Origin of the sequence: Denitratisoma sp. (assembly GCA_032027165.1) — a bacterium.
GTDB lineage: Bacteria > Pseudomonadota > Gammaproteobacteria > Burkholderiales > Rhodocyclaceae > Desulfobacillus.
Map to the genome: position 1 here is coordinate 1940793 of JAVSMO010000001.1, position 18843 is coordinate 1959635.

21 protein-coding genes are annotated in these 18843 nt (G+C 69.0%); 5 read left to right on the forward strand and 16 right to left on the reverse strand.

Features of this window, described 5'->3' with window-relative positions; all coding sequences use genetic code 11:
- Window position 1: 1 nt before the first annotated feature.
- From ROZ00_09495 to ROZ00_09555, 13 genes are all read right to left on the reverse strand, one after another.
- Window positions 2-1231 carry a TolC family protein gene (locus ROZ00_09495; protein ID MDT3736447.1) on the reverse strand — a complete coding sequence of 410 codons (1230 nt, stop codon included), beginning with the start codon at window positions 1229-1231 and terminating at the stop codon, window positions 2-4.
- Window positions 1228-1539, reverse strand: a complete 312-nt coding sequence (locus ROZ00_09500; GenBank protein ID MDT3736448.1) for a DUF3240 family protein — start codon at window positions 1537-1539, stop codon at window positions 1228-1230. The genes ROZ00_09495 and ROZ00_09500 overlap by 4 nt, the downstream gene beginning before the upstream one ends.
- Window positions 1536-4631: a CusA/CzcA family heavy metal efflux RND transporter gene (locus ROZ00_09505; protein MDT3736449.1), complete on the reverse strand. Its 3096-nt coding sequence runs from the start codon at window positions 4629-4631 to the stop codon at window positions 1536-1538. Before ROZ00_09505 ends, ROZ00_09500 begins: the two co-directional genes overlap by 4 nt.
- Window positions 4631-5743, reverse strand: coding sequence for an efflux RND transporter periplasmic adaptor subunit (locus ROZ00_09510; GenBank protein ID MDT3736450.1), 1113 nt, complete (start codon window positions 5741-5743; stop codon window positions 4631-4633). Before ROZ00_09510 ends, ROZ00_09505 begins: the two co-directional genes overlap by 1 nt.
- 95 nt (window positions 5744-5838) lie before the next feature.
- Window positions 5839-6306, reverse strand: coding sequence for a hypothetical protein (locus ROZ00_09515; GenBank protein ID MDT3736451.1), 468 nt, complete (start codon window positions 6304-6306; stop codon window positions 5839-5841).
- Window positions 6307-6327: 21 nt separating this feature from the next.
- Window positions 6328-6630, reverse strand: coding sequence for a thiosulfate oxidation carrier complex protein SoxZ (soxZ, locus tag ROZ00_09520; GenBank protein ID MDT3736452.1), 303 nt, complete (start codon window positions 6628-6630; stop codon window positions 6328-6330).
- A gap of 31 nt (window positions 6631-6661) precedes the next feature.
- Window positions 6662-7132 (reverse strand): thiosulfate oxidation carrier protein SoxY, encoded by a 471-nt coding sequence (gene soxY, locus ROZ00_09525; GenBank protein ID MDT3736453.1) that lies wholly within the window; start codon window positions 7130-7132, stop codon window positions 6662-6664.
- Between the two features lie 27 nt (window positions 7133-7159).
- Complete coding sequence (soxA, locus tag ROZ00_09530; GenBank protein MDT3736454.1) at window positions 7160-8071, reverse strand: sulfur oxidation c-type cytochrome SoxA; 912 nt, start codon at window positions 8069-8071, stop codon at window positions 7160-7162.
- A gap of 10 nt (window positions 8072-8081) precedes the next feature.
- A complete protein-coding gene (soxX, locus tag ROZ00_09535; protein MDT3736455.1) occupies window positions 8082-8567 on the reverse strand; it encodes a sulfur oxidation c-type cytochrome SoxX in 486 nt (161 codons plus the stop codon).
- A gap of 11 nt (window positions 8568-8578) precedes the next feature.
- Window positions 8579-10057, reverse strand: a complete 1479-nt coding sequence (locus ROZ00_09540) for a hypothetical protein (protein MDT3736456.1) — start codon at window positions 10055-10057, stop codon at window positions 8579-8581.
- Window positions 10058-10083: 26 nt separating this feature from the next.
- The gene (locus ROZ00_09545) at window positions 10084-10287 is read right to left on the reverse strand and encodes a DUF2892 domain-containing protein (protein ID MDT3736457.1); all 204 of its coding nucleotides are present in this window, start codon (window positions 10285-10287) and stop codon (window positions 10084-10086) included.
- Between the two features lie 31 nt (window positions 10288-10318).
- Window positions 10319-10918, reverse strand: a complete 600-nt coding sequence (locus ROZ00_09550) for a cytochrome c (GenBank protein MDT3736458.1) — start codon at window positions 10916-10918, stop codon at window positions 10319-10321.
- Window positions 10919-10939: 21 nt separating this feature from the next.
- Window positions 10940-11716 carry a DUF3365 domain-containing protein gene (locus ROZ00_09555; protein ID MDT3736459.1) on the reverse strand — a complete coding sequence of 259 codons (777 nt, stop codon included), beginning with the start codon at window positions 11714-11716 and terminating at the stop codon, window positions 10940-10942.
- Between the two features lie 115 nt (window positions 11717-11831).
- On the opposite strand from ROZ00_09555, the gene ROZ00_09560 reads away from it, so the two are divergent.
- The 3 genes from ROZ00_09560 to ROZ00_09570 all read left to right on the forward strand — a co-directional run bounded on the left by ROZ00_09560 (window position 11832) and on the right by ROZ00_09570 (window position 14169).
- Window positions 11832-12539, forward strand: a complete 708-nt coding sequence (locus ROZ00_09560) for a response regulator (GenBank protein MDT3736460.1) — start codon at window positions 11832-11834, stop codon at window positions 12537-12539.
- Window positions 12536-13855, forward strand: coding sequence for an ATP-binding protein (locus ROZ00_09565; GenBank protein MDT3736461.1), 1320 nt, complete (start codon window positions 12536-12538; stop codon window positions 13853-13855). Before ROZ00_09560 ends, ROZ00_09565 begins: the two co-directional genes overlap by 4 nt.
- Before the next feature lie 104 nt (window positions 13856-13959).
- Window positions 13960-14169 (forward strand): glycine zipper 2TM domain-containing protein, encoded by a 210-nt coding sequence (locus ROZ00_09570; protein MDT3736462.1) that lies wholly within the window; start codon window positions 13960-13962, stop codon window positions 14167-14169.
- A 12-nt stretch (window positions 14170-14181) separates the two neighbouring features.
- On the opposite strand, the gene ROZ00_09575 is transcribed toward ROZ00_09570, so the two are convergent.
- The gene (locus ROZ00_09575; protein MDT3736463.1) at window positions 14182-15348 is read right to left on the reverse strand and encodes a pyridoxal phosphate-dependent aminotransferase; all 1167 of its coding nucleotides are present in this window, start codon (window positions 15346-15348) and stop codon (window positions 14182-14184) included.
- A gap of 30 nt (window positions 15349-15378) precedes the next feature.
- Between ROZ00_09575 and mtnA the strand changes: the two genes are divergently transcribed.
- Entirely contained in the window at window positions 15379-16455 is a 1077-nt protein-coding gene (mtnA, locus tag ROZ00_09580; GenBank protein ID MDT3736464.1) for an S-methyl-5-thioribose-1-phosphate isomerase, read from the forward strand.
- Window positions 16452-17087, forward strand: a complete 636-nt coding sequence (locus ROZ00_09585; GenBank protein ID MDT3736465.1) for a class II aldolase/adducin family protein — start codon at window positions 16452-16454, stop codon at window positions 17085-17087. Before mtnA ends, ROZ00_09585 begins: the two co-directional genes overlap by 4 nt.
- Here ROZ00_09585 and ROZ00_09590 read toward each other — a convergent pair.
- Both ROZ00_09590 and ROZ00_09595 read right to left on the reverse strand, forming a co-directional pair.
- Window positions 17065-17952, reverse strand: a complete 888-nt coding sequence (locus ROZ00_09590) for an NAD(P)-dependent oxidoreductase (protein MDT3736466.1) — start codon at window positions 17950-17952, stop codon at window positions 17065-17067. The genes ROZ00_09585 and ROZ00_09590 overlap by 23 nt on opposite strands.
- Entirely contained in the window at window positions 17952-18833 is an 882-nt protein-coding gene (locus ROZ00_09595; GenBank protein MDT3736467.1) for a 2-hydroxy-3-oxopropionate reductase, read from the reverse strand. Before ROZ00_09595 ends, ROZ00_09590 begins: the two co-directional genes overlap by 1 nt.
- Window positions 18834-18843: the final 10 nt, after the last annotated feature.

An 18843-nucleotide genomic window follows, 5' to 3' on the forward strand; every position in this document is an offset into this window, starting at 1 on the left:
CTCAGTCGTGCAGCCACAGCTGGTGCGCGTCGAGCAGCAGCCGATAGCGCGCCTCGGCGGCATCCAGCTGCGCCGTCGCCGACGCCAGCTTGCCTTCGACGGCGAGGCGGCGGGCGTTCAGCGTGTCGTTGAGGCCGGCCTCGCCCAGCGCGTAGGCACGCGCAATCAGCTCGGCGTTGCGCTCCATCGCCTGCGCCGCCGCCTGCGCCTTGCGCCATCCTTCGTAGGCGGCCGTGGCGCCGGCATGCGCGGCGGATATTTCGGCGTTCAGCCTGCGCAGCAGCGCCGCTTCCTTCTGCACCGCCATGTCCATCTGCGCGCGGGCGCCTTCGGTCGAGGCGGTGCGCGCCCGTCCCGGCAGGGGGATGCTCACATACAGCCCCGTCACCCGCTCGTTGCCGCCGGCCTCTGAGGCGTGGCGCACGCCGACGGTCGGATCGGGCAGTTCCTCCGCCTGGCTGCGCGCGATGAGGGTCTGCCGCCGCTTCACCTCGGCGCGCACGGCGGCCAGTTCGTGGTTGTGCTGCAGGATGCGCTCATGCCAGTACGCGTGCGGCTGGTCGACCGGCGTCGGCGTCGCCAGGACCGGCCTTTCCGGCAGGGATATGCCGGGATAGTGCTGCGTCAATTCGGCGGCAGCGACGGACGCCCGCAGCTCCGCCTGCACCGCCGCCGCCTCAGCCTGGGCGGTCGAGGCTTCGGCCAGGGTCTGCTCGAGGCGGGGCGCATCGCCGGCGCGCACCCGCCGTGCGGCAACCTCGCTCTGCCGCCTCAGCAGGGACACCTGGTTGTTCCATTCGTCGGACTGCGCACGCGCCTTCAGCCAGCCGAACCAGGCGCGCAGCAGGCCGCGCGCCGTCTCGTGCATGGCATCACCCAGCGAGGACTGCGCCTGTGCGACACCCAGCTCGCCGAGCTCGCCGTCGAGGCGCGCCTTGCCCGGCAGGCGGATCGGCCGCTCGACGGCAACATCCCATTCGTTGAGACTGCGTGAGGTGTCGGTGCGGCGCCGCGCCGAGCCCACGCTCACGCTGAACTCGTGCTCGCCCGCCTCGAGACGGCTGCGATTGGACTCTTCGTAGCGCACGCCCGACTTCGCCGCCAGCACGTCCGGATGGCCGGCGAGGACGCTCGCCACGACTGCGCGCGGCGGCAGGTCGGGAGTGTCGTCGGGCGGCGCGGCGACGGCAAGCGCCGGCAGCAGCAGGATGAGGCAGGACAAGAATTTCATGCGAATCTCCCGAACTCGATCAGCGGCACCAGCCAGTAGGCGATCTCCGGATTCGGCAGGGTTTCCTTGAGATGCGCGACCAGCGCCTGCGCATCCTCCCGGTTCATGACGACCTGCACCTGCACGCGGCGCGAGCGCCCGCGCACCTGCTCGGCCGAGCCGTGCAGGCGCACCGCCTGCCCCTGCCCCTCGACCCGCGTGTTGGTGAAGCCGGTCACCCATTCCGGATGCTCGAGCAGATGGTCGACCAGGTCCTCCTCGAGGGAAACCGGGAAGACCAGGGTGAGCACGCAATCCCGTGGTTTCATTTCACGCCCTCCTGCGGCGCAATGCCGAAGCGCCGGTAAAGGATCGGCAGGATGACCAGGGTCAGCAGCGTGGCGCTGACCAGGCCGCCGATGACGACGATGGCCAGCGGCTTCTGGATCTCCGAGCCGGGCCCGCTGGCGAACAGCAGCGGCACCAGGCCAAAGGCGGCGATGCTCGCCGTCATCAGCACCGGGCGCAGGCGCCGCTTCGCGCCCTCGACGACGATCTCCTCAACCGCCATGCCCTGCGCGTGCAGCTGGTTGAAATAGGTGACCATCACCACGCCATTGAGCACCGCGATGCCGAGCAGCGCAATGAAACCGACCGAGGCCGGCACCGACAGGTACTCGCCTGCCAGCCACATCGCCAGCACGCCGCCGATCATGGCGAAGGGGATGTTGCTGATGACCAGCAGGGCCTGGCGCAGCGAGCCGAAGGTGGCGAAGAGCAGCAGGAAGATCAGCGCCAGCGCCACCGGCACCACCACCGCCAGGCGTGCGGCGGCGCGCTGCTGGTTCTCGAACTGGCCGCCCCACACGGTGCTGTAGCCGCCGGCGAAAGTCAGCTTCTCCGCCACGGCGCGCTTCGCCTCGTCGACGAAGCCGACCAGGTCGCGGTCGCGCACGTTGGCCGAGACGACGACCATCTTCGCCGCGTTCTCGTGGTCGATCTTGACCGGGCCGTCGGCGCGCACCAGCTTCGCCACCGCCGTCAGCGGCACGCTGCGGCCGTCGGCCAGCGTCAGGCTGAGGCCGTTGAACATCGCCGGCGACATCCGTTCGCGCTCGCCGCCGCGCAGCAGCAGCGGCGTGCGCCGGTTGCCCTCCAGCACCACGCCCAGCACGCGGCCCTCGACCTGGGTGCGCAGGGCGTTCTGGACGTCGTCGACGTTGAAGCCGAGGCGGCCGGCGGCCAAGCGGTCGATCTCGATGCGGTAGTACTGCAGGCCCTCGTTTTTCACCGTGAACACGTCCTCGGCGCCGCGGATCGGCTTCAGTGCGTCGACCACCTGCTGCGCCATCTGATTGAGCGTGGCAAGGTCGGGACCGAAGATCTTGATCGCCACGTCGCCGCGCACGCCGACGATCATCTCCGAGACGCGCATCTCGATCGGCTGGGTGAAGCTGTAGGCCACGCCGGGGAAATCTGCCAGCACCTTGCGCAGCTCGTCCATCAGCCAGGCCTTGTCCGGCTCGCGCCATTCGTCCTTCGGCTTGAGCACGAGGAAGGTGTCGGTCTGGTTGAGGCCCATCGGGTCCAGCCCCAGCTCGTCGGAGCCGACGCGCGCTACGATGCGCTTCACTTCCGGCACGCGCTCGAGGATCGCCCGCTGGATGCGCAGATCGGTCGCCACGCTCGCCTCCAGGTTGATCGACGGCAGCTTCTCGACGCCGACGATGAGGTCGCCCTCGTCCATGGTCGGCATGAAGGTCTTGCCGACCTGGGTGTAGATGAGCGCGGTGAGCGCCAGCGCGGCGGCCGCGCCGATCGCCACCTGGCGCGTGTGGCGCAGCGCCCACTCCAGCAGCGGCACGTACAGGCGCAGCGCCTGGCGCACCAGCCACGGCTCGCCGTGGCCGGCCTCGCGGATCAGGAACGAGGCGAGCACCGGGATCACCGTCAGGGACAGCAGGAGCGAGCCGGACAGCGCGAAGATGATCGACAGCGCCACCGGCACGAACAGCTTGCCCTCGAGCCCCTGCAGGGTCACCAGCGGCAGGAAGACGATGACGATGATCGTGATGCCCGAGGCCACCGGCAGGGTCACTTCGCGCACGGCGCGGTAGACGACGTGCAGGCGCGGCAGCCGGTTCGCCGCCTTCCCCTCTTCATGCGCCAGGTGCGTCACGATGTTTTCGACCACCACCACCGCCGCGTCGACCAGCATGCCGATGGCGATCGCCAGCCCGCCCAAGCTCATCAGGTTGGCCGACATGCCGAACTGGCGCATCAAGATGAAGGTCACCAGCGCCGCCAGCGGCAGGGTCAGCGCCACCACCAGGGCGGCGCGCAGGTTGCCGAGGAACAGCACCAGCAGTACGACCACCAGCACGATGGCTTCGAGCAGGGCCCGCGACACCGTGCCGACGGCGCGCTCGACCAGGCTGCCGCGATCGTAGAAGACCTGCGTCGTCACGCCCTCCGGCAGCGTCGGCGCCAGTTCGGCCAGCTTGGCACGCACGCCGTTCACCACCTGCCGCGCGTTGGCGCCGCGCAGGCCGAGCACCAGGCCCTGCACCGCCTCGCCCTGGCCGGCCGCGCCGCTCTGCGTGACGGCGCCGTAGCGGGTGAGGTGGCCGATGCGCACCGCGGCGACGTCGCCCACCCGCACCGGTGTGCCGTCGCGGCTGGAGACCACCACCGCGCGCACGTCGTCCAGGTCGCGGATGGCGCCTTCGGCGCGCACCACCAGCGACTCCTCGCCCTCGGACAGGCGGCCGGCGCCGTCGTTGCGGTTGTTCGCCTCCAGCGCCTGCTGCAGCGCGCCCAGCGTCACGCCGCGCGCGGCCAGCGCCGCGATGTCCGGCACCACCTCGAAGCTGCGCGCCTCGCCGCCGAGCGCGTTCACGTCGGCCACGCCGGGCAGGGTGCGCAGCGCCGGCCGGATCACCCAGTCGAGCAGGCCGCGCCGCTCCTGCAACGTCAGGTCGCCGCCGTCGATGGTGAACATGAACATCTCGCCGAGCGGCGTGGTGATCGGCGCCAGGCCGCCGTCGGCGCCGGGCGGCAGGTCGCGCAGGATACCGTTGAGGCGCTCGGTCACCTGGCTGCGCGCCCAGTAGATGTCGGTGCCGTCCTCGAAGTCGATGGTGATGTCGGCGATGGCGTATTTCGACACCGAGCGCAGGATCTTTTTGTTGGGGATGCCGAGCATCTCCAGCTCGATCGGCGTGGTGATGCGCGCCTCGACCTCCTCCGGCGTCATGCCGGGGGCCTTCATGATGATCTTCACCTGGGTCGACGAGACGTCCGGGAAGGCGTCGATCGGCAGGCCGTTGAAGGCGACAGCGCCGGCGCCAACCAGTGCCAGGGTGGCAATGACGACCAGCAGCCTCTGCGTGAGGCTGAACTCGACCAGCCGCTCGAGCATCACTCGCCCCCGATGCCCATCAGCGCCGCCTTCAGCGCCGAGACGCCGCGCACGGCGATGCGCTCATCGCCCTTCAGCTCGCCGCGCACGCTGCTCGACTGCGCGCCTTCGACGACCAGGCCGACCGGCACGGCGCGAAAGCCCTGCGCCGTCTGCACGAAGACGAGGACGCGACCCTGCAGCCGCGCCAGGGCGGTGTTGGGCACGTTCCACTGTCCGCCCGTGCGGCCGTTGCGCACGGCGCTGACCACGGTCGCCTCGACGTACTGCCCGGGATGCAGGCGCTCGGCGCCGCGGGTGATCTCGGCGCGCACCAGCACCGTCTGGCTGCCGCCGACGCCATGGCCGACCGTCAGCACCTTGCCGACGGCCTGCTGGGCGGGCAGCGTCACCTGGTCGCCCTCCGCCACCATGCCCTGGCGGGCAATCGGCAGCTGGATATCCAGCCAGAGCGGGTCGAGCTTCGCCACCTTGAAAATCGGGGAGGCGGCTTCCAGCCGCTGGCCGGCGGTGGCCATCTGCTCCAGCACCACGCCGTCCACGGGCGAGGCGACCTCGATGGCGCTGCCCAGGCCGCCGCCCGACTGCAGGCGGGCGATGGCCGCCTCGCTCATGCCGGCCAGGCGCAGCACCTGGCGCCGCTCGCTATAGGCCGCCGCCTGCTCGGCGTGCAAGCTGCGCGTGGCGCGGTAGCGGCTCTCGGCGATGATGCCCTCGGCGAACAGCTTCTCGTCGCGCGCCAGGTTGTCCTTCGCCAGGCGCAGCTGCGAGGCGGCCTGCAGGTAGGCGCGCTGCATCTCGACGACGGCCGGCCCCTGCAGGCGCGCCAGCACCTGACCCTTCTTCACGTGTTCGCCGGCGGTGGCCAGCATCCGCTCGACCAGCACGGGGATCGGCGCACTCAGCACATGCAGCTGGTTGTTGGGCACGACCACCTGCGCCGGCAGGCCGGGCAGTTCGCCGGCGCGCTGCGCCGCGAGGGGCGCAGTCTCGATGCCGAGGGACTTCATCTGGGCCGCCGATACCGGCAGTTCCTCGGCCGCCAACAGCGGCGCGGCGAGCAGCGCGGCGAGCAGTACAAGCAGTCCTGGTCCGTTTCGATGAAGTTTCATATTCATGAGCGACAAGCGGCGGGAGAACGCCATCTCAATTTAGCATGGCATTCTCCCGCCGGCGACTTAACGGAAGCTTAAGGAACGGCTGGAAGCTACTTTTTTGCCGCCTTGCCGACCTTGATCTGGTAGATGCCGTGGCAGGCATTGCACTTCTGCAGCAGGTCGTTCATCTGCGTCAGCGTGTGCTTGGGATCGGCGAGGGATTCCGCGTCGAGGGCCATCAGGTCGAAGGTGGTGTGCACGCCGCCGGCGAGGACCTTGAATTCCTCCGGCAGCTTGGCCACCGTCTTCGGCGGGATCTCGTTGGCGGCGCCGCTGCCCATGGTACGGGCGGCGCGGGCGATCTCCTTCATGTCCTCGCGCGTGAGGGCGTCGGTGATGGTCTGCAGGACGGCGAGGAAGTTGCGCATCTCCTCGAGGACGATGTGGCGCTCCTCGTCGAGCAGGACCAGCGGCGCGCGCTGGTCGACCGACTTGGCCGGCCCGGCGGCCGGCGCCGCGCCGGCGATGAACAGCGCGCCGAGGGCGGCCGCGATGAGGTGCTTGTGTCTGTTTTTCATGTTTGCGTGTCTTGTGTGTTTTCAGGCGATCGTCGCCTCGCTGCGGGACTTCTCGCCCTTGTTGTCCTCCCAGGCGACGACCAGCTTGTCGCCGGGCTTGGCGTCCTTGACGCGGAAGCCGAATACCGGGTTCTTGGAAATCGCCGGGCCGCACTGCATGTCCAGCACCGGCTTGTCGTTGACCGTGGCCATGACATGCCGGATGAAGTGGGCGGGGTAGACCTGGCCGCTGCGCGGATCCTTGCGCTGACCGGTCTCCATCGGGTGGATCATGAGCACGAAGATATGGGCGCTGCCGTCGACCATCTTGGTACGGATTTTCATGGGTTCTGCCATTTTCGTTTCCTCTCCTGCCTCAGCCGCCGCAGCCGCCGATGGTGACTTTGATCTCGCGGCTGGCGATGTAGTGCTTGCCGCCGGCCTTCACCACCACCTTGACGACGGAGGTCTGGCCCATCTTGAAGCGGGTGTTGAGATAGCCTTCCGTGCCGTTGGCGAGCACGGCGTGCGCCATCAGCGGGAAGGGGTTCTTCTCCGCCAGCAGGGCGATGGATTCCGCCCCGGCCATGCGGCAGCTCACCTCGATCGGGATCACCGCGCCGTTCTCCGCCACCTCCGGCGCCTTGATGTGGATGTCGGCGCTTTCCGCGGCGCCTTCCGCGCCGATGTTCTTCAGGGCGTCGGCGAGGTTCTTCGACTCGAAGGCCGCCTTGTTCCATTCCGCCGCGTGTGCCCGGGTGGGGCGCAGCAGCCCCGCCGCGAGAGCGCAGGCAAGCACCCCGCCGGCGCCGCCGCCTTTCAATATCAACCTGCGTAACTGATTCACTCTTGCTTGCTCCAATCAAAACCCCGGCTAACGGGCCGAGGGAACCGAAACCGGATATCCGTTGGACAGCACGGTTACAAAGACTTCGAGGTCGGCATAGGCCGGATCGCCCGGCTTCAGCCCCTGGGTGCGCATCTGGCCGTGGCAGCGCGCGAAACGCTCCTGGATCGACTCCAGGGCGCCGACCGGCGTGCGGTAGGTCGGGTAATGCGCCGCATCGCCGAACGGCGTCGTCGGCGTCTCGCCGCGCAGCTTGTGGCCCATGATGCTTCCCGGCGTGTGGCAGGAAGCGCAGGCGAAGTTGAGCTGGCCGGTCTTGCGGTAGAAGAGTTCCTCGCCGCGGCGGTAGGCTTCCATCACCCGCTCGTCCGACAGGTCGACCTTGATCGGCATGCCGGCACTGAGCGATTTGAAATAGACGGAGATCTTGGTGTTGGGCGGCTTGCCCTGGGCCAGGTCCTCCTTCAGCACGCTCTTCGCGCAATGCTCGATGCGCGCCTCCACCGTCACGATGCGCTCGAGCGCCTCGTCGAACTTCGGGTAGGCCGCCGCCTTGCCCTTGAGATCGGACGAACCTTCGCCCAGGCAGGCGAGGAAGGCGGGATTGCGCGCGGCGAGCTTCTTCACCAGCGCCTGGCCCTCGTCGACGGCGAGGTGGCCGGGGTGCAGGTCGATGCGGTCGAGGTCCATGTGCTTCCAGTTGAGCTTCCACACCTCGGCCGGCTTGTCGGCCAGTCCGGCATGGCGTTGCAAATCGGCCTCGGTGCGCCAGTACTGGATGGTGTCGCTGAAGCCGACGTCGCCCTCGACGCCCTTGAAGGGATCGATCTGCGCGTCCGGGTAACGTTCCCGATAGGTCCCGTCACCGAGGACGGCACAGCCTGCGGCCAGGCCGAGGACGAGCGCCGACAACAGGGCGGTGCGCTTGCGTTCGAACATCGCGGGTCCTTTATTTCGATGAGAGCAGGAAGGCGACGACGTCGCGCAGTTCCTGGTCGGTGAGGATTTCATTGGTGCCGAAGGGCGGCATCAGGGTCTCGGGGTTGATCGTGCGCATGTCGAAGACCATGGCGTAGGCCTCCGCCGCGCTGCGGCCCGTGCTGCCGAAGTGGCTGAGGTCGGGCCCGCGCGAACCGGGCTGGCTGCCGCCCGGCATGACGTGGCAGGCCAGGCAGTTGCCGCGATTGCGCGCCTGGGCGATCTGCTTGCCCTTCGCGGCATTGCCGTTGAGCGGCCCCTCGAGCGCCTTCTGTTCCGGCCTGCGCGTGGCGAGCTTGCCGCAGGGCAGGCTGTAGCTCAGGCAGGGGAAGGCCGAATAGTTGGCCGGAGCCTTGGGAGCGGCCGCTGCCTGGGGGGCCGCCGCCCCCTGGGCGGCGGCCGTTCCGGCAAAAGTCAGTCCCTGCAGGACGGCGGCAATCAGAACGTGTCGCTTCATGCCTGGCCCGTTCAGAACTGGTGGGTCAGCTGCAGGCCGAAGCGCGCGCCGACGGCCCCGGTGACGACGCCGGCGTTGTTGGTCGCCCGCGCCCGGAAGGCGGCATTCGGCCCGACCGTCACAGGATTCGGCGCGTTCGCGTCGCGCGGCTCGATGTTGAAGGTCAGGCGGGTGGCCTTCGTGTAGTTGTAGTTCACCGCGAAGGTGAGCTGCTTGATGATGCGCTCGTCGGCGTCGTTCCAGAGGTTGGTGCCGATGGTCTTGTGCAGCACGTCGTGGCGGGCGTAGCGGATGCCGAAGTCCCACTTGTCGTTCATGTACCAGCCGTAGTCGAAGGTCATGCCGCGCGCCTTGTTGCCCTTCTCGGCGGCGATCTGGATCTGGCCGCCGAAGGCCCCGTCCACCACGTTGCCGGTCGGCGTATAGAAGATCATGCCGTTGGCGTACATCAGGTCGAAGCCGAGGCGGTGCTTGCCGCGACCCTCGCCGAAGAGTTCGCCGAGCGCCTTGATGCCGAAGCCGTGGCGGGTGAAGTCGAAGTCCTTGCTATGATCGCCGGCGGCGTTGATCTCGAAGTTGCGCGTGCCGCGCTGGTGATAGACGTAGCCCTTGATGCCGTGCTTGCCCGGGCCCTTGCCGCCGGGCAGGTCGTACTCGGTGGAGAAGTAGAGGTTGAGGTCCTTCTCGCTGTTGTAGTCCCTGACGCTGTGGATGCCGCTGCCGTTGCCGATCATGGCGGCATAGGTGTGGGTCCACTTGCCGACCTTGAAGGCATCGAAGAACTGGATGCCCCAGTCGCGGCCGGCGTCGGCGTCCCAACCACTGTAGGAAGCGGTGGCGTTGCTGTAGCCCTGGCCGGGAATGAAGGCGGTGCCCTTGGTGTTGGTGCGCACGAACTTCTCGGTCTGCACGCGGGCGATGAAGTCGGTCGGCCAGATGTAGGGCTGGGCGCCGACCCCCTGATAGAGCTCCTCCGGGCCGGGCTTCCTCATCAGGCCGGCGCGCACGCGCACGCCGGGGATGTAGCTGAAGGTCATGGTGGCGTCGGTGAGGCTGACGAGATGGTCGCGCGAAGTGTCGAGCGGCTCGTAGTTGGCGGCGTTCTGGCCGAAGTTCGCCATCAGGAAGTAGTTGATCTTGCCGGGAATCAGGTTGCCGCGCAGGCCGACGGCGAGGTTGTCGAGGTTGAAGTCGGCCTTCTGGTCGCGCAGCTCCGGGCCGGTGCGGCACATGGCATTGTAGGAACCGTTGAGCAGGCCGTGGGCAGTGGTGGCGCTGCCGTTGTTCGGGTTCACCAGCCCCTGCATCTTGTCGCAGCCGTAGTAGTTGGTGTACGAGAGCTGGCCGATGCCGAAGAGCTTGTGCGTGGTGCTCGGCGGCTCCATCGCCTGCAGCATCACCCAGTCCGCCGCCATGGCCCGTCCGGAGATGCCAAGCGCCGCGAATGCGACGGCCAGCGCCGCCGTCAGTTTCCCCTTGTGATCTTTCATTTTTCTCCTCCTCCCAGATTCGTTATTTATGAGCAGCAGCTTTCATCCTTGACGCCGGCCTTCTTCAGGAAGAAGGCGAGCGGGCAGAACTGCGTGATGCCGCTTTGCGCCAGATTCAGCCCGACGAAGGCCGTCAGCGCGACCCAGTAGGGATGCACGTAATGCGCCAGCACGAGGCCCAGCAGCACCATCAGGCCGGCTACGAGATGCACGATGCGATCGACAGTCATGTTTTCTCTCCGAACGTTTGCGTTGAAAGCATCACTTCAGCCGCGGCGAGACGCCCGGCTGGCCACGGAAATGCACATGGCAGGCAACGCAACCGGCGGTAACGTCGCCGAAGTGGCGTGCGGCGGCGGCCATGTCGCCCTTCTCGGCAGCGGCGGCGAGCTTCATGGCGCCGCCCTCGACGGCCTCTTCCATGGCCGGCAGCACGCCGAGATCCTTGGCATTGACCTTTTCCAGCGGCAGATAGGGCAGCAGGCCGCCGCGCGGCAGGCGATGGTGGGCCATGCGGCGCGCGGCATCGGCCGCCTGTTCGCCGTTGTCGGTGGCGATGGCGGCGGCCACCGCCTGGTAGTCGGCGAGCAACTCCTGCATCACCTGGCGCATGGTCAGCGTCTCGCTGTGGCGCTTGTGCTTGATGGCGATCTTGAGCAGGAACTGCTGGATCTCGGGCGGCAGCGCCTTCACCTTCTCCTGCAGTTCCGGCTTCATCATGCCCATGCTCTTCTGCAGGAAGGCCTTGCCGCGCTGCATGTCCTCCGGCGCGAACGCCGGCGCCTGCGACCAGGCCGCGCCGCTCAGACCCAGGCCAAGCGCGACTGCCGCCGCGATGACGCCCCGTTTTGCTGTTCTCATTTATGTTCTCCCTTTAAAAAATCAGTCGCTCACGGCGAGGGTCACGCTCATCAGGCCGATGAGGTCGCCGGTTTCCAGCCCGTCCTTCTCGAAATTCACGATGTCCAGCTCGCCCTTCGGCTTGCCGTGGCAGGGCAGGCAGGGCGGCATCAGGCGGATCGGCTCCATGTGGCGGTACACCTCCTGCTTGCCCCACTTCTCGGTCTTCCTGATCGGCGCGTTCTCGTTGTGCCCGGCCTTGACGTAGTGAATCAGCGCGGCACGCTCGGTATCGTCCGGCACGTTGACCGGATTACGGTAGGCACGGCCAGGCTGCTTGATGACGATGCCGGTCTTGGCGGTGAATACGCCGCCCATCTCGCGCTCCCATTTCGCCGGCAGGAAATTCTTCCAGCCGACGCCTTTGAAGTTGAGGCGATCCTGGTTGTTCTCGATGACCTGGCGGCCGGCCCAGATCAGCTTCTCGTAGAGGCGCTTCTGGGTCGGCGTGGCGTCGAGCATGTCGGGCTCGAGCGCGGCACGCCATTGCGTCTCGAAGACCTCGCCGGAGAAGCCCTTGTCGCCGAGGTTGGGATCGACGAACTTGCCGGCGTAGGCGAAGATGATCAGCCGCGCGGCGATGACCGCCTTGGCCAGCCGCTCGGCCGTCGCCTTGGCCTCGGCGCGGGGCACTTTCTCCAGGAAGAACGATTCGGCGAAACCGCCCTTGGCGCGGGCGCCGATCTCCTCGGCTGCGGCCGGCAGCGCGGCCAGCAGGCACAATGCGGCGAACGCCGCGGATCGTTTCAGCTTGAACATCGTCTCCTCCTCATCTGTGTTATGTTTTTTCTGCACGTGCAGAATAGGCAGGAGCGGTTTCCGCGCTGTTGCAGGGAGGCCGCATTTGTTACAAGTTGTTACAAGGGGGGGAGGCATGGCCGAGTGCCGGGGCCGCATACTGGTGGTGGACGACGACGAGGGGCTGCGCGAGCTGCTGGTGCGCTACCTGTCGGACAACGGCTACGAGGCCGCCGGCGTGGGCGACGGCCAGGCCATGAAGCGGCACCTTTCGTCGCACCCGGTCGACCTGCTGCTGCTCGACGTCATGCTGCCGGGCGAGGACGGCCTGACGCTGGCGCGCGACCTGGGGACGCACGGCGGCCCGCCGATCATCATGCTGTCGGCACGCGGCGAGGAGGTCGACCGCATCGTCGGCCTCGAGGTCGGCGCCGACGACTACCTGCCGAAGCCCTTCAGCCATCGCGAGCTGCTGGCGCGCGTGGCGGCGGTGCTGCGCCGCCGCCAGCCGGTGGCGGCAGCCGGGCGGCTGCGCCGCTTCGGCCCCTTCGAAGTCGACCTCGAGGCGCACCGCCTGACGCGCAACGGCGAGGAGGTCGACGTCTCCGGCGCCGAGTTCGCCCTGCTCAAGGTGCTGATCGAGAACCCCGACCGCGTGCTCAGCCGCGACGCCCTGGTCGAGCTGCTCAAGGGCTACGAGCGCGCGCCCTTCGACCGCATGGTCGACGTGCGCGTCACGCGGCTGCGCCGCAAGATCGAGCCCGATCCGGCGCATCCGGTCTACCTGCGCACGATCTGGGGCGAGGGCTACCTCTTCTCGCCCGGCGGCGCCAGAAAGCCATGATCCTGCCGCGCACGCTGTTCGGGCGCACCGCGCTGGTGATCGCGCTGGTGTCCTTCGCCTTCCAGCTGTTCACCATCGCCATCATCACCTACTTCGCCCTGGTGCCGCTCGGCCGCAACGCCACCAGCGACCTCGCCGCGCTGATGATCGAGACCGCCGAGAACTGGCGGAGCGAGCCGGTCGAAGAGCGCCCGTGGATGCAGGAGCGCATCGGCCGGCTGTACCGCATCCAGGTGCAGGATCCGCCCGGCGAGGTCGTCGCCTTCACGCGCATGCTGCCGTATTTCCAGCTGCTCGAGACGGCGCTCAGCTCGCGCACCGGAGAAAGCATCGTGCTGCGCGCCAGCCACGCCGAGGACGGCGAGGAGTGGTACTGGGCCGACCTGCCCACCGAGAACGGCAAGGTGCGCGTCGGTTTCCCGGCCAGCCGCGTCGACGTGCAGCCCTGGCTGGCGATGCTGTTGATCCTCGCGGTAGGCACCCTCGTCACGCTCAATACCTCGGCCGGGCTGGCCAGCTGGCTGATCCGGCCGCTCGCGCGGCTGGCCAGCGCCACGCAGCGCATCGGCCAGGGCCGGCGGCCGGAGCCGCTGGCGGAGACGGGCCCGACCGAGCTCGCCACCCTGGCGCGCGAGTTCAACCGCATGGGCGAGCAGGTCGAGGAACTCCTCGCCAACCGCACCACCCTGCTGGCCGGCATCTCGCACGACCTGCGCACGCCGCTGGCGCGCATCCAGCTGGCGCTCGGCATGCTCTCGGAGAAGCCCGACCGCGACCTCATCGACAGGGTGCTGCGCGACGTCGAGGGCATGAACGAGCTGATCGCCCGCTGCCTCGAGGTCAGCCGCGACTTCGCCGAGCAGGAGACGGTCGACATGAACCTCTGCGACCTGCTCGCCGAGATCGCCGCGGAATTCACGCAGGCCGGCGCCGTCATCCGCGGCAACAAGGGGCCGGACTGCCGCATCCTGGTGCGGCCGCTGTCGCTCAAGCGCATCCTCGTCAACCTGATCGACAACGCCGTGCGCTACGGCGGCGGCGCGCCGGTCGACATCGAGTACACGCTCGGCGACGAGGCGATCGAGATCCGCGTGCTCGACCGCGGTCCCGGCGTTCCCGCCGAGGAGCGCGAAGCGGTCTTCCGCCCCTTCTACCGGCTCGAGCCCTCGCGCAGCACGCTCACCGGGGGCAGCGGCCTCGGCCTGGCCATCGTGCGTCAGCTCGCCAACGCCAACGGCTGGAGCGTCGCGCTGGCCGATCGTCCCGGCGGCGGCACCGTCGCCAGCGTCCGCATCCCCTCCTCCCGCCAAGGGTAAACCTGTCGTCGGTCGACGACAGTCGCGCGAAAAATTTCGGGAACAAGTGGCGGCGCCGGTTCGTCTACGCGTATGCGTAACGATGAACGACAAAGGAGGACAACATGCGCACGCCGAATTCAACCCTTGCCGCCCTCATGGTGGTTGCCGCGACCCTGGGCGGCTGCGCCAACATGACGACGCAGCAGAAGAACACCGCCATCGGCGCCGCGGTCGGCGCGGTCGGCGGCGCGGTGCTGACCGGCGGCAGCGCCCTCGGCACGGTCGGCGGCGCCGCCGTCGGCGGCGTCATCGGCAACCAGGTCAAGCAGTAGCGGTCCCGCTGCCTACACGGCGCGCAGTTTCTCGCCGGCGCGCGCCAGCGTCTCCTCGCCCTTGGCGAAGCAGAAGCGGATGACCTTGTCGTCGCGGCCGCCATTCGTGCTTGTGTAGAAGGCCGAGAAGGGAATCGCCGCCACGCCGTGCGCCTTCGTCAGGCGCTCGACGAAGGCGCGGTCGGGCTCGTCGGAAATCGCGTCGTAGCGCACCGACTGGAAGTAGGTGCCCGGGCAGGGCAGCGGCACGAAGCGCGATCCCGCCAGCTGCTGCCTGAAGAAGTCCCGCTTGGTCCGGTAGAAGTCCGCCAGGCCGAGGTAACGCTCCTTGTCCTGCATGAACTCCGCAAGCGCCAGCTGCATCGGGTGGTTCACGCAGAAGACGACGAACTGGTGCGCCTTGCGGAACTCCGCCATCAGCTCGCGCGGCGCCAGGCAGTAGGCGATCTTCCAGCCGGTGACGTGGTAGGTCTTGCCGAACGACGAGACGACGAAGCTGCGCTCGGCCAGGCCCGGATAGCGCACCACGCTCTCATGCCGCTGCCCGTCGAAGACAATGTGCTCGTACACCTCGTCGGAGACGACGACGATGCCGGTGCCGCGCACGAGTTGTTCCAGCGCCTGCATGTCCGAGGCTTCCCACACCGACCCGCTTGGATTGTGCGGCGTGTTGATGATGATCATGCGCGTCTTCGGCGTGATCAGCGCGCGCACCTCGTCCCAGTTCGGGCGGTAATCCGGGAAAGTCAGCCTGCACGGCACGGCGCGCCCGCCGTTCAGTTCGATGGACGGCACGTAGGAGTCGTACACCGGCTCGAAGACGATCACCTCGTCGCCCGGCCGCACCAGCGCCGCCACCGCGGTGAAGATGGCCTGCGTCGCGCCCGCCGTGACGGTGATCTCCTGCTCGACGTCGAAAGTCAGTCCGTAGAGGGCGGCGACCTTTTCGGCGATGGCCTCGCGCAGCGGCAGCGCGCCGGCCATCGGCGCGTACTGATTGGCGCCGGCGTGCATGTGCTTCGCCACGAGATCGAACAGCGCCGGCGGCGCCGAGAAATCGGGGAAGCCCTGCGACAGGTTGATGGCGCCGTGCTGCGCCGCCAGGCGCGACATGACGGTGAAGATGGTCGTGCCCACCCAGGGCAGGCGCGAGTCGATGGGAGCGGGGAAGTTCGGCATGCCCGAATTGTGGCATAAGGCCCGCACCCGGTGAGCTACAATCCCCGGGCCATGATTTCCGACCGCCTGTTCACGATCCGCGAAGAGGGCGACGCCGTCGTCATCCTCGACCAGACGCTGCTGCCGCACCAGGTCGCCACGCGCCACCTGCGCTCCCTCGCCGACGCCGCCCACGCCATCCGCGCCATGCTGGTGCGCGGCGCACCGCTGATCGGCGTCACCGCCGCCTATGGCGTCGCCCTCGCCTTGAAGGACGGCGCCGCCAACGAATCGCTGCAGCGTGCCTGCGACACGCTCGCCGCGACGCGGCCGACGGCGGTGAACCTGCACTGGGCGCTGGCGCGCATGAAGCGGCAACTCGCGCCGTTGCCGGTGGCGCAGCGGCACGCCGCCGCCTGGTCCGAGGCGCGCGCCATCGCCGGGGAGGACGCCGCCGCCAACCGCCGCATCGGCGAGCATGGCCTCGCCCTGTTCGAGGCCGTCGGGCGGCGCCCGGTGAACCTGATGACCCACTGCAACGCCGGCTGGCTCGCCACCGCCGCCTGGGGCACGGCGCTGGCGCCGGTCTACGCCGCGCGCGAGGCCGGCCTGCCGGTGCATGTGTTCGTCTCGGAAACGCGGCCGCGCAACCAGGGCCTGCTCACTGCCTGGGAGCTGCACGAGGCCGGCATCCCGCACACCCTCATCGCCGACAACGCCGCCGGGCATTTCCTGCGGCAGGGCGCGGTGGACATGGTCATCGTCGGCGCCGACCGCATCGCCGCCAACGGCGACACCGCCAACAAGATCGGCACCTGCCTCAAGGCGCTGGCGGCAGCCGACTGCGGCGTGCCCTTCTACGTCGCCGCGCCGCTGTCCACCATCGACCGCGACTGCCCCGACGGCGCGCGCATCCCCATCGAGGAGCGCGACGGCGGCGAGGTGCGCCACGTCGGCGGTCTCGACCGCCATGGCGTGCACGCCACCGTGGCCATCGCCCCCGACTGGATGCCCGCCGCCAACCCCGCCTTCGACGTCACGCCCGCCAGGCTCATCGCCGGCATCGTCACCGAGCGCGGCGTCTGCGCGCCCGGCGAGCTGCGCACCCTTTTCGGGAACCAGACATGACCCAGATCGACCTGCGCGAAGGCATCGTCGCCGCCGTCCGCTCGCTCGCCGCGCACGGCCTCAACCGCGGCACCGCCGGCAATGTCAGCGCGCGCTGGGGCGAAGGCTTCCTCGTCACGCCGACCGGCCTCGCCGACGACGAGATGCAGCCCGGCGACATCGTGCCGGTGGCCATGGACGGTTCCTGGCAGGGGCCGCGCAAACCCTCTTCCGAATGGCGCTTCCACCGCGACCTCTACGCGGCGCGCCCGGAGGCCGGCGCCGTCGTGCACGCCCACGCCCCCTTCGCCACCGCACTGGCCTGCCTGCGCGCCGACATCCCGCCCTTCCACTACATGATCGCGCGCTTCGGCGGCGCCACGGTGCGCTGCGCCGCCTACGCCACCTTCGGCACGCAGGCATTGTCCGACGCCGCGCTGGCAGCGCTGGAAGGCCGCTGCGCCTGCCTGCTCGCCAACCACGGCCTGCTCGTGTTCGGCCGCGACCTGCGCCACGCGCTCGACCTCGCCGTCGAGTTCGAGTCGCTGTGCGAGCAGTACTGGCGCGCCCTGCAGGTCGGCCGCCCGGTGCTGCTGCCGGACGCCGAGATGGAAACGGTGCTGGAGAAGTTCAGGACCTACGGGCAGCCGTAGTCGACTCGGCCTCCAGCACGCGCAGCAGGCTGGCGGTGTCCTCGCGGCCCAGGCCCTGCGCCATGAGGGTGTTCAATTGCTGCCACACCTGCGCCGCGATCGGCAGCGGCGCGCCGAGCGTCGCCGCCTCGTCGAGCAGGATGCCGAAGTCCTTGTGGTGCAGGCGCGCTTCCACCCCCGCCTTGAAGTCGCGCGCCGTCATGCGCGCGCCGAACACCTCCAGCACGCGGCTGCCGGCCGAGCCGCCGGCGAGCGCCTGGCGCACCTTCTCCGGGTCGGCGCCGGACTGCTTCGCCAGCAGCATCGCCTCGGCCACCGCCTCGATGCAGGAGACCATGATCATCTGGTTGCAGGCCTTCGCCACTTGGCCGGCGCCGTTCGGGCCGACGTGCACGATGGTCTTGCCGAGCTTTTCCAGCAGCGGCCGCACGCGCGCCAGCACCTCCGCCTTGCCGCCGGCCATGATCGCCAGCGTGGCGTTCTGCGCGCCGACCTCGCCGCCGGAGACCGGCGCGTCGATGGTGTCGATGCCGCGTGCCGCCAGCTGCGCCGCGATGCGCCGCGCCGTGCCGGGCGGGATGGTGCCCATGTCGACCACCACCGTGCCCGGTTTCGCGCCGTGGAGGATGCCGGCTTCGCCCAACGCCACCTGCTCGACGTCGGCCCCGGTGGTGACCATGGTGAACACCACCTCGCTCGCCGCCGCCACTTCCGCCGGCGTGGCAAGGCGCCGCGCGCCGGCGTCGACCAGCGGCTGCGCCGCCTCGGCGCGCCGCGCGTAGACCGACAGTTCGTGCCCGGCCCTGACGAGGTGCAGGGCCATCGGGCGCCCCATGACGCCGAGGCCGATGAAGCCGACCTTCATCAGTGTTTCTCGCCGCCGGACATGCGCTCCAGCAGCTTCAGCATGGCAACCGAATCGTCCTCGCCCAGCCCGGAGCCGACCATGGCGTTGAACATCTGCGCCGTCGCCGCCGCACCCGGCAGCATCAGGCCGAGGCGGTGCGCCTCCTCCATGACGATGCGCAGGTCCTTCTGGTGCATCCAGGCCTTGAAGCCCGGCTTGAAGTTGCGATCGATCATGCGCTGGCCGTGGTTCTCGAGGATCTTGCTGTAGGCGAAGCCGCCCATCAGCGCCTCGCGCACCTTGGCGACGTCGGCGCCGCTCTTGCGGGCGAAGTTGAAGGCTTCGGCCACCGCCGCCACGCCCATGCCGGTGACGATCTGGTTGCAGGCCTTCGCCACCTGGCCGGCGCCGGAGTCGCCGACGTGCACGATGTTCTTGCCCATCAATTCGAAGATCGGCTTCATCCTCTCGAAGGCCGCCGCCTTGCCGCCGACCATGATCGACAGCGTGGCGTTGATGGCGCCGACCTCGCCGCCGGAGACCGGCGCGTCGAGGAACTCGATGCCCTCGTCGGCCAGCTTCATGCCGATGCGCTGCGCCGCCGCCGGCGCGATGGTGCTCATGTCGGCCACCAGCAGGCCCTTCCGGGCGCCCTTCGCCACGCCGTTCTCGCCCAGCGTCACTTCCTCGACGTCGGGCGCGTCGGCCACCATGGTGACGACGAGGTCGGCGTGCCTGGCCACCTCGGCAGGGCTGACGTGGGCGTGCGCGCCGAACTGGGCGAAGGGCTCGAGCGAGGCCGCGCGCCGCGCCCAGATGTGCAGGGTGTGGCCGCCGCGGGCGACGTTGATGGCCATGGGGCGGCCCATGAGGCCGAGGCCGATGAATCCGATATTCATGTTGTTTTCT